Origin of the sequence: Pseudomonas sp. B6001, assembly GCF_013386015.1 — a bacterium.
Classification (GTDB): Bacteria; Pseudomonadota; Gammaproteobacteria; order Pseudomonadales; family Pseudomonadaceae; genus Aquipseudomonas.
In genome coordinates this window covers 59,443-69,041 of record NZ_JACAOX010000035.1, presented here as the reverse complement: position 1 = coordinate 69,041, position 9,599 = coordinate 59,443, and the positions used below count along the sequence as shown (strand labels likewise).

7 protein-coding genes are annotated in these 9,599 nt (G+C 60.8%); 3 read left to right on the top strand and 4 right to left on the bottom strand.

Features of this window, described 5'->3' with window-relative positions:
- Positions 1-55: 55 nt before the first annotated feature.
- Entirely contained in the window at positions 56-694 is a 639-nt protein-coding gene (locus HX821_RS27765) for a TetR/AcrR family transcriptional regulator (RefSeq protein WP_003219360.1), read from the bottom strand.
- A gap of 92 nt (positions 695-786) precedes the next feature.
- On the opposite strand from HX821_RS27765, the gene HX821_RS27760 reads away from it, so the two are divergent.
- The 3 genes from HX821_RS27760 (at position 787) to HX821_RS27750 (ending at position 5,693) form a co-directional block, all read left to right on the top strand.
- A complete protein-coding gene (locus HX821_RS27760) occupies positions 787-1,887 on the top strand; it encodes an efflux RND transporter periplasmic adaptor subunit (RefSeq protein WP_003219359.1) in 1,101 nt (366 codons plus the stop codon).
- A 6-nt stretch (positions 1,888-1,893) separates the two neighbouring features.
- Positions 1,894-4,959: an efflux RND transporter permease subunit gene (locus tag HX821_RS27755; protein WP_134325827.1), complete on the top strand. Its 3,066-nt coding sequence runs from the start codon at positions 1,894-1,896 to the stop codon at positions 4,957-4,959.
- A gap of 542 nt (positions 4,960-5,501) precedes the next feature.
- Entirely contained in the window at positions 5,502-5,693 is a 192-nt protein-coding gene (locus HX821_RS27750) for a hypothetical protein (RefSeq protein WP_177036993.1), read from the top strand.
- A 48-nt stretch (positions 5,694-5,741) separates the two neighbouring features.
- On the opposite strand, the gene HX821_RS27745 is transcribed toward HX821_RS27750, so the two are convergent.
- The 3 genes from HX821_RS27745 to plsB are packed head-to-tail and all read right to left on the bottom strand — an operon-like array spanning position 5,742 to position 9,417.
- Positions 5,742-6,431, bottom strand: a complete 690-nt coding sequence (locus HX821_RS27745) for a DUF4197 domain-containing protein (protein ID WP_177036991.1) — start codon at positions 6,429-6,431, stop codon at positions 5,742-5,744.
- A 28-nt stretch (positions 6,432-6,459) separates the two neighbouring features.
- Positions 6,460-6,861, bottom strand: coding sequence for a YbaY family lipoprotein (locus tag HX821_RS27740; RefSeq protein ID WP_003219355.1), 402 nt, complete (start codon positions 6,859-6,861; stop codon positions 6,460-6,462).
- 51 nt (positions 6,862-6,912) lie between these two features.
- Positions 6,913-9,417, bottom strand: a complete 2,505-nt coding sequence (gene plsB, locus HX821_RS27735) for a glycerol-3-phosphate 1-O-acyltransferase PlsB (protein ID WP_177036989.1) — start codon at positions 9,415-9,417, stop codon at positions 6,913-6,915.
- Between the last annotated feature and the right edge of the window lie 182 nt (positions 9,418-9,599).

The window sequence follows — 9,599 nt, the reverse complement described above, 5'->3', positions numbered from 1 at the left end:
CTGTAAGAGCGGAACCATAAGCGGCCCTGACCCAAAAAACGGATATGTACCCAGTTCAAAAAGCCCGATAAGCCCGCATGAACAACCCAACCACTTCCTGCACATGCTCCTCGGCCGCCTCAGCGCTCAGTTGCCCCCCACACCCATACAACAAACAAAAATTCGCCGTCCCCTTGAGCAAGCAAAAAAAATGCTCCGCCGCGGTGAACGGCTTGGCAATACGCAATGCGCCACTCTGGTCGATCTTACCGAGCAGCCGCTCCATCCCCTGCAACATACGCATCGGCCCAGCCTCGAAAAAGATCTGCGACAACTTCGGATCCTGACTCCCCGAAGTCATCATCAACCGATGCAGGTTCACCGACTCCTCGCTATTGATCAGCACATGAAACCCGCGGGCGATATTGAGCAGCACCTTCTCCACCGGCATACCCTCGGGCAGCTCGAAATACATCACCGGTAACTGCTCTTCGCACTTGGCAACCACCGCCGCCGAGAACAGCGTCTCCTTGTCGGTGAAATGGCTGTACACCGTCAGCTTCGACACCCCGGCCTCCACTGCCACGGCATCCATGCTGGTACTGGCATATCCATTACTCAAAAACAGGATCTTCGCCGCATCAAGAATCGCCTGGCGTTTTGCCATGTCCTTGGGACGCCCGGGGCTATTGGTGTTCACAGGATTGTCGGACATTTTCACTTTATTACTGGACTGGTGAGTTTGGTATTAATAACATACTGGCCAGTATAATTATTCCTAGCACCATTAGCGAAAGGTCCTTCAGCATGCGCAGCTATTTCCTGCCACTCGCGTTGCCTGCCAGCTTGTTATTCCTGTTGGCTGCCTGTGGCCATGAAGAAGCGGCGCAAACCACCGTCCGCCCGGCCATGGTGGTTCAGCCAGAGCCTTCGGCGCAGGCTTCCGACAGCTACCCGGGCGAGGTGCGTGCCCGCTATGAACCCGACCTGGCCTTTCGCATTGGCGGCAAAGTCAGCCGACGACTGGTGGAGGAGGGCGAGCGCGTCAAGGCCAACCAGCCCCTGGCCGAACTCGACCCTCAGGACGTACGCCTGCAACTGGAAGCCACCCGCGCCCAGGTCGCCGCTGCCGACGCCAACCTGAGCCTGGTGCGCGCCGAGCGTGACCGCTACAAGACCCTGATGGACCGTCAGATGGTCAGCCGCTCCCAGTACGACAACTCCGAAAACCTCTACCGCTCCGGTGAAGCACGCCTCAAGCAGATCAAGGCCGAATTCGACGTGGCCAATAACCAGGCCGGTTACGCCGTGTTGCGCGCACCCCAGGATGGCGTGGTCGCCAAGCGTGCAGTGGAAGTCGGCCAGGTGGTGTCGGCCGGCCAGACCGTATTCACCCTGGCCACCGATGGCGAGCGGGAGGTGTTGATCAGCCTGCCGGAGCAAAGCTTCGGGCGTTTCAAGATTGGCCAGCCGGTGTCCGTGGAACTGTGGAGCCAGCCCGACCAACGCTTCAACGGCCGCATCCGCGAACTGTCGCCGGCTGCCGATCCAAAGTCGCGAACCTTCGCCGCCCGCGTCGCGTTTACCGGCGGCAAAGTGCCTGCGGAACTGGGGCAGAGCGCTCGCGTCTTCATCCAGGCTGACGGGGTGATTCCCCTGGCGGTGCCGCTGTCTGCCCTGAGCGCGGAGAACGGCGCGTCCTACGTCTGGGTGGTGCAGCCCGACAATACCCTCAAGCGCACACCGGTGCGGATCGGCGCCTTTGGCGAGAAAACCGTGCCGGTGCTGGAAGGCTTGAACCCCACTGATTGGGTGATCGCCGCCGGTGTGCATGTACTCCATGAGGGCCAGCAAGTGCGCCCGGTGGATCGCGCCAATCGAGTGGTAAGTCTGGCGGCCAAGGAGTAGTCCCCGATGGGTTTCAATCTTTCCGAATGGGCGTTGCGTAATCGCCAGATCGTACTGTTCCTGATGATCCTGCTGGCAGTGGTCGGCACCTTGTCCTACACCAAGTTGGGACAAAGCGAAGACCCGCCGTTTACCTTCAAGGCCATGGTGATCAAGACCAACTGGCCAGGCGCCACGGCCCAGGAAGTGTCGCGCCAGGTCACCGAGCGTATTGAAAAGAAATTGATGGAGACCGGCGACTACGAGCGCATCGTCTCCTTCTCGCGACCCGGTGAATCCCAGGTCACCTTCATGGCCCGGGACTCGATGCACTCCGCAGAGATCCCGGACCTCTGGTACCAGGTGCGCAAGAAAATCAGCGATATTCGCCAGACCCTGCCACCGGATATCCAGGGCCCGTTTTTCAACGATGAATTCGGCACCACCTTCGGCAATATCTACGCCCTGACCGGCGATGGCTTTGACTACGCCGTGCTCAAGGACTACGCCGACCGCATCCAGATTCAGCTGCAACGGGTGCCGGATGTCGGCAAGGTCGAACTGCTGGGCTTGCAGGACGAGAAGATCTGGATCGAGCTGTCCAACCTCAAGCTCGCCACCCTCGGCCTGCCGCTGGCGGCCGTGCAGCAGGCGTTGCAGGAACAGAATGCGGTGTCCACCGCCGGCTTCTTTGAAACCCCGAGCGAGCGCGTGCAGTTAAGGGTGTCCGGCAACTTCAAGACCGTTAAGGAGATTCGCGACTTCCCGATCCGCGTCGGTGATCGTACGTTCCGTATCGGTGACGTGGCCGAGATTCATCGTGGCTTCAACGATCCACCGGCACCGCGCATGCGCTACATGGGCGCCGACGCCATCGGGTTGGCCGTGGCCATGCGTGATGGTGGCGACATCCTGGTGCTGGGCAAGGCCCTGGAAGGCGAATTCGCACGCCTGCAGAAGAACCTTCCTGCCGGTATGGAACTGCGCAAGGTGTCGGACCAGCCGGCAGCGGTAAAAACCAGTGTCGGCGAATTCGTCCAGGTGCTCGCCGAGGCCCTGGCGATTGTGTTGCTGGTGAGCTTTTTCTCTCTGGGCGTGCGCACCGGCATGGTGGTCGCCCTGGCGATTCCGCTGGTGTTGGCCATGACGTTTGCCACCATGTATTACCTCGGCATCGGCCTGCACAAAATCTCCCTCGGCGCGCTGGTGCTGGCGCTGGGCTTGCTGGTGGACGATGCGATCATCGCCGTGGAAATGATGGCGATCAAAATGGAGCAAGGGTACGACCGGCTCAAGGCCGCCAGTTTCGCCTGGACCAGCACAGCCTTCCCGATGCTCACCGGCACCCTGATCACGGCCGCGGGTTTCCTGCCGATTGCCACGGCGCAATCGAGCACCGGTGAATACACCCGCTCGATCTTCCAGGTGGTGACCATTGCGCTGCTGGCCTCGTGGGTCGCCGCCGTGATGTTCGTGCCGTACCTGGGGGAAAAACTCCTGCCGGACCTGGCGAAGATTCATGCGGCCAAGCATGGCACCGATGGGCCGGATCCCTACGGCACACCCTTCTATCAGCGCGTAAGACGCCTGGTGGAATGGTGCGTGCGTCGGCGCAAGACGGTGATCGTCCTGACCTTGCTGCTGTTTATCGGCTCGGTGGCGCTGTTCCGCTTTGTGCCCCAGCAGTTCTTCCCGGCTTCCGGGCGACTGGAACTGATGGTCGACCTGAAACTGGCTGAAGGCGCGTCCCTGAGCAATACGGCTGACCAGGTCAAACGCCTTGAAGCCTTGCTCAAGGAACATGCAGGTATTGAAAATTATGTGGCCTACGTCGGTACCGGTTCGCCACGTTTCTACCTGCCGCTGGACCAGCAACTGCCGGCCGCCAGCTTTGCCCAGTTTGTGGTGTTGGCCAAGACCATCGAGGAGCGCGAAAGCTTGCGCACCTGGCTGATCGAAACCCTCAACGAACAATTCCCGGACCTGCGTTCGCGGGTTACGCGGCTTGAAAACGGCCCGCCGGTTGGCTACCCCGTGCAGTTCCGGGTAACGGGCGAGCACATCGAAGAAGTCCGGGCCCTGGCGCGGAAAGTGGCGGCCAAGGTTCGCGAAAATACCCACGTGGTCAACGTGCACCTGGACTGGGAAGAACCGAGCAAGATCGTCTACCTCAACGTTGACCAGGACCGCGCCCGTGCCCTCGGCGTGAGCACCGCCAACCTGTCGAAATTCCTCCAGAGTTCCCTCACGGGCTCCAGCGTCAGCCAGTACCGCGAGGACAACGAGTTGATCGAAATCCTGCTGCGCGGCACGGTGCATGAGCGCACCGAGCTGTCGCTGCTGCCAAGCCTGGCGGTGCCGACCGACAACGGCAAGAGCGTGGCGCTGTCGCAGATCGCGACCCTGGAATACGGCTTTGAGGAAGGCATCATCTGGCACCGTAATCGCCTGCCGACCGTGACCGTTCGCGCCGATATCTACGGCAAGGAACAACCGGCCACCCTGGTGCAGCAGATCCTGCCGACCCTCGAAGGCGTGCGCGCTGAACTGCCGGACGGCTACCTGCTGGAAGTTGGCGGCACGGTCGAGGATTCCGCCCGTGGGCAGAACTCGGTCAAGGCCGGTGTGCCGCTGTTTATCGTGGTGGTGCTGACCTTGCTGATGCTGCAATTGCGCAGCTTCTCCCGCACCGCGATGGTGTTTCTCACGGCGCCCTTGGGCCTGATCGGGGTGACACTGTTCCTGCTGGTATTCCGCCAGCCCTTTGGGTTCGTGGCGATGCTGGGGACCATCGCGCTGTCGGGGATGATCATGCGTAACTCGGTGATCCTGGTGGACCAGATCGAGCAGGACATCAAGGCCGGCCTGGCTCCCTGGCAGGCGATTATCGAGGCGACCGTGCGGCGCTTCCGGCCGATTGTGCTGACGGCGCTGGCGGCCGTACTGGCGATGATCCCGCTGTCCCGCAGCGTGTTCTTCGGGCCGATGGCCGTGGCGATCATGGGCGGCTTGATTGTTGCGACGGCATTGACCCTGTTGTTCCTGCCCGCGCTGTATGCGGCGTGGTTTCGGGTCCGCAAGGAGGCGGTGTAAGGCTTCGAGTGGCAGGGGTGTCCTGTAAGGAAATGCCTCTGGTCATTCACACATAGACGCAAACTGCGACCCTGGGCGACGGAACGTTTGCCCGTGGTGCTCCACTCAGAATTGTCTGATTGACAGACGTCGTTGTCGGGGCCGCAAGCCTGCGGTCCCGATGAACAACAATGAGTTCATGGAGTGTCATATGTTTATTTTGTCTGCCCTGGCAGCTTTCAAAGGTGCTTTCCTGGGGTCACTGCTGGGCAATCTGTTGCCTGGTTCCAATAAAGAAGCTGATACAGCGCGACCGCACAAGCCCGGCCATGGACGGCCCGGTTTCAACCACGGCCATCACTCCCGGCCAACGGGGCCTGTCCTGCCTGCGCGGCCCAAGCCGTATCACCAGGCGCCGGTGCATGAGGCCCACCAACCCTACCAGAGGTCATCGGCACTCTTTCCGATCCATCGATAGCCGCTGACTCGAGGCAGCCCGGGAACCACTCGGGCTGCCTTGCCACTCAGAGGGGGCTTTTGACCATAGATATCGAGGAGTGTGTATGATTTTTCCAGTACTGGTTTCACCACTGCACCTGTTGGGGGCTGTATTTGGAATAGGGCCGAATTTCGGTCGGTCCAATGGCAATGGCCAGCCCGAGATCAACATTAATATCAAAACCGAAAACAACACCACCAACAGCAGCAACGGCAATGCCGTGGGTAGTGATTTGCCTTGCAAGTGCCGCTATTAAAAAAAACGCCCTGAATAGTTCAGGGCGTTTTTAGTTGCCGGGTATGGTCTACAGCGCGCCGAACACCTTCTTGGCCAAGCTGGTGGCAGCCGCCGCCGGGTTCTTGCGAATGGTTTCTTCCTGCTGGGCGATCATCTTGAACAGCCCGTCCAGCGCCTGTTCGGTCACGTAGCTTTCGACATTGGCGCTCTTGGCATCAATGGCGCCAAAGGTGGCGGCCTTGCCGGCGAGCGCGTTGTACTGCTGGGCCACGCCGACCTTGTCGGTAGCGGCCTTGACGATCGGCAGGAACTTGGCCCGGATCTCGTCACGGCTGCTTTTGTTCAGGTACTGGGTGGCCGAGTCCTGGCCGCCGGTGAGGATGCCCTTGGCATCGGTCACACTCATGTTTTTCACCGCGTTTACCAGGATCGGCTGGGCCTGGGTGACAGCAGACTCGGCCGCCTTGTTCATGCTGGTTTCAAGTTGCGTGACCTGGTCACCCATGCCGAACATTTTCAACTTGTCAGCGACTTTGCCCAACTTGCCCGGCAGGCCGATCTTCACTTCGGGGTTGTTGCTGAAACCACCGGGCACACCCAGTTGTTTCACGGCAATCTGTGCGCCTTGGGTCAGTGCATCCTTGAGGCCGCCGGTGGCGTCGCCCTGGGACAGGCTGCCGAGGGACAAGCCCATGGCGTTGGCACCGAGCAGCAAGCCGGCGCACAGGGCAGTGAGGCGAAGGGAGTTACGGAGCATGGGCGCTTCCTTATGTTCGATATTTTAATCAGTGTGCAACCGCATCCACGCGCAGGCGCAGCGGTTGTGGGTCCTGGCCGTTCAACTGCACGGAGTGCCGTTCGGTGGTGATAAACAGTAGCTTGCCCTCCAGTTCGATGCGAGCGCTCACCGAGTAACTGTGGCCAGGCTTGACCTGGGTCGGGTCGTAGCTCAGGTGAAAGGGCAGCGGCACCTGGCCTTTCACCGGGCCTTTCTGCTCGGCCAGGGTCACGGCCGGGGCGTCCATCAAGGACACATCCTGCAGGGTCACACTCAAGGTGGCGGCGGGCGGCAGGGCGATGCGTTGCAGGTAGAAGACTTCGCCATCGAGGCTGGCTTTGGGCGCGGGGCTCATGGTCTGGCAGGCTCCCAGCAGGGCGGTCAGGCCCAGGAGGATGATTTTTTTCATGGTGCAGCTCCTTGTCAACGGCGCCAGAAACACCCTGGCGCCTCGGTCACTCTAGTGTGTTTCTTCGGGTACCACAGGCTGGTCTGGCGCCTCTTCGCTGCGATGCAGTGCGACCTGGCGAATTGACAGGCGAATCTCCGCGGGCAATACGCGTTTGGCTGCACCTTCGGCCAGCTCACCCAGCAGCGGGTGATAGCTCAGTTTGCCGGCCTCGTCGCGACGCAGCACATCTTGCTCCAGCAGGGTCTGGATAAAATGTCGGAAAAGGCTCTTGTCGAAGAACTCCGGGGCATTCAGGCCGTGCAGGATCGACAGGCGCTGGGCCATGACCGTGCACAGGTCTTCCAGCTCTTCGGCGCTGATGCTGTTCTGGCCGCTGTTGAGCAGCAGCGAGATCGCCATGTAGAAGCGTTGCAGGGTCTGGGCGATGCTCTTGGACAGCAGGGTCAACAGCACAAACTGCCGTGAGCTGGGCGCCGGGCGCAGGTACACGTCGTTTTCAAAACGCAGCAGGCCTTGTTCGACGAAGGCGTCCAGCCACTGGTCGACCACAGCATCCAGTTCGTCCAGGGACCAGCGGATAAACAGCTCCGATTGCAGGTACGGGTAGAGCGCACGGGTATAGCGCAGGATCTGTTCGCGGCTCATCCGCGAGCTGCTCTGGAAGAAACTCGCCAGCAGCGCCGGCAGGGCAAAAATGTGCAGCACGTTGTTGCGGTAGTAGGTCATCAGGACGGCGTTCTGCTCGTCCAGGTAGAGGATCTTGCCCAGTGCATCGCTCTGTTCCGACAGCAGGTGCATGTCCTTGACGTGCTTGATCAGCGCCAGGCCGTCGCCTTCCGGCAGGGTGGTGTGGGGCGAGTAGGGCACCTTGCGCAGCAGTGCCAGGTACAGATCCAGCTGGCGCGCCATCGCCTGTTCGTCCAGGGCCAGGCGGGTGGTGGACAGCAGCGCGAGGGCCACCAGGTTCACCGGATTGATCGCCGCCGCTTCGTTCAAGTGTTGCGCCGCCCGTTCGCCGAGGCGGTTGGTGGTTTCGTTGAGCCACGCCGGCTTGTAGTTCGGGCCCAGCTCCTGGGAGCGCCAGTCGGGCTGTTCGCTGTCGAGGAATTCAGCCAGCTTGATCGGTTCGCCGAAGTTCACGGCGACCTGGCCAAAGCGCTGCTTGAGGGCGCCGACCACTTTGAAAATATCGAATATCGACTCTTTCTTCTTGCTCGCACCGCGCAGTTCGCCCAGGTAAGTGCGGCCTTCCAGCACCCGTTCATAGCCGATGTACACCGGCACGAACACGATGGGCATGCGCGAGGAACGCAGGAAGCTGCGCAGGGTGATCGCCAGCATCCCGGTCTTCGGTTGCAGCATGCGCCCGGTGCGCGAGCGTCCGCCTTCGACGAAGTATTCCACCGGGAAACCCTTGGTGAACAAGGTGTGCAGGTATTCGTTGAACACCGAGGTGTACAGCGGGTTGCCCTTGAAGGTGCGGCGCATGAAAAACGCCCCGCCACGGCGCAACAGGCTGCCGATCACCGGCATGTTCAGGTTGATCCCGGCGGCGATGTGCGGCGGGGTCAAGCCATTCTTGAACAGGAGGTAGGAGAGCAGCAGGTAGTCGATATGGCTGCGATGGCACGGTACATAGATCACCTCGTAGCCCTGGGCGACCTTTTGCACACCTTCGATGTTGTTGACCTTGATGCCGTCGTAGATCTTGTTCCAGAACCAGCTCAGCACCACTTCGAGGAAACGGATGGCGGTGTAGGTGTAGTCCGAGGCGATCTCGTTGCCATAGCGCAGAGCCTGGGCCTTGGCTTTCTCGGGGGTGATTTTCTCGCGTTCGGCCTCGTCGAGGATCGCCTGGCGTACCAGTGGCATGTTCACCAGGCCCTTCACCAGGTTGCGCCGGTGGGACAGGTCGGGGCCGATCACTGCGGTTTTCAGGTTGCGAAAGTGCACCCGCAGGATGCGCTGGGCCATGCGCACGGTGCGTTCGTGGCCTTTATTGTGCTCGATCAACTCACGCAGGTTGATGGGCGCGGAGAATTGCACCCGGGTCTTGCGGCCCAGGATCAGGATGCTCAGCAGCCGGCGCAGGCGGCCGGTGACGGCCCAGCTGTCGGCGAACAGCAGTTTCCAGGGGCTGGACTCGCTGTCGGGCGACTGGCCCCAGAACACGCTGACTGGAATGATCTGTGCATTCTCTTCGGCGTGTTCGGTGAGCACATCCACCAGGCGGGTCAGGGTGGGTGGGGCCCCACGCTTGTCCTGGCGCCCCAGCCAGTCGGGGTCGGGCGTCAGGTAGAAGAAGGCTGCCGGCTCCATCAGCGGGCCGACCGACACCGGCAGCACCGGGCGCGGCAGGCCGGCCTTGGTACATTCGGTATCAACCACCGCCAATTCGGTGAGGGATGGAGATTGCAGGACGTAAAACACCGGACGACTGCGGTCGAGGTTCAAGGTAAGGGACGACTGGTTGATCGTCTCTGAGCGAACCCAGAGGTACAACAGCCGGCGCAAGGTGCCAAATACCAGACGGCGAAAGGGAGAACGGGTCATACGGCTTCTGCTTTGAGTGGGGAAAAAAACCGGGCAGGTGCTCGGGGCGCTAGTGTGCAGTATTAGCCGAAAATCGGCAAAAAAGCGGCGAAGTAATCTTGAGTTGAAGCTTTTTGAGCCTGTCTTATACTCGGCAGTTCAACTGCGACGACTCAACAATAAACGTACTTATAAAAAGCATG

Coding starts and splice junctions, on each gene's coding strand:
- HX821_RS27765 (WP_003219360.1), bottom strand. CDS start 694: ATGTCCGACAATCCTGTGAACACCAATAGCCCCGGGCGTCCCAAGGAC.
- plsB (WP_177036989.1), bottom strand. CDS start 9,417: ATGACCCGTTCTCCCTTTCGCCGTCTGGTATTTGGCACCTTGCGCCGG.
- HX821_RS27745 (WP_177036991.1), bottom strand. CDS start 6,431: ATGCTCCGTAACTCCCTTCGCCTCACTGCCCTGTGCGCCGGCTTGCTG.
- HX821_RS27760 (WP_003219359.1), top strand. CDS start 787: ATGCGCAGCTATTTCCTGCCACTCGCGTTGCCTGCCAGCTTGTTATTC.
- HX821_RS27750 (WP_177036993.1), top strand. CDS start 5,502: ATGATTTTTCCAGTACTGGTTTCACCACTGCACCTGTTGGGGGCTGTA.
- HX821_RS27755 (WP_134325827.1), top strand. CDS start 1,894: ATGGGTTTCAATCTTTCCGAATGGGCGTTGCGTAATCGCCAGATCGTA.
- HX821_RS27740 (WP_003219355.1), bottom strand. CDS start 6,861: ATGAAAAAAATCATCCTCCTGGGCCTGACCGCCCTGCTGGGAGCCTGC.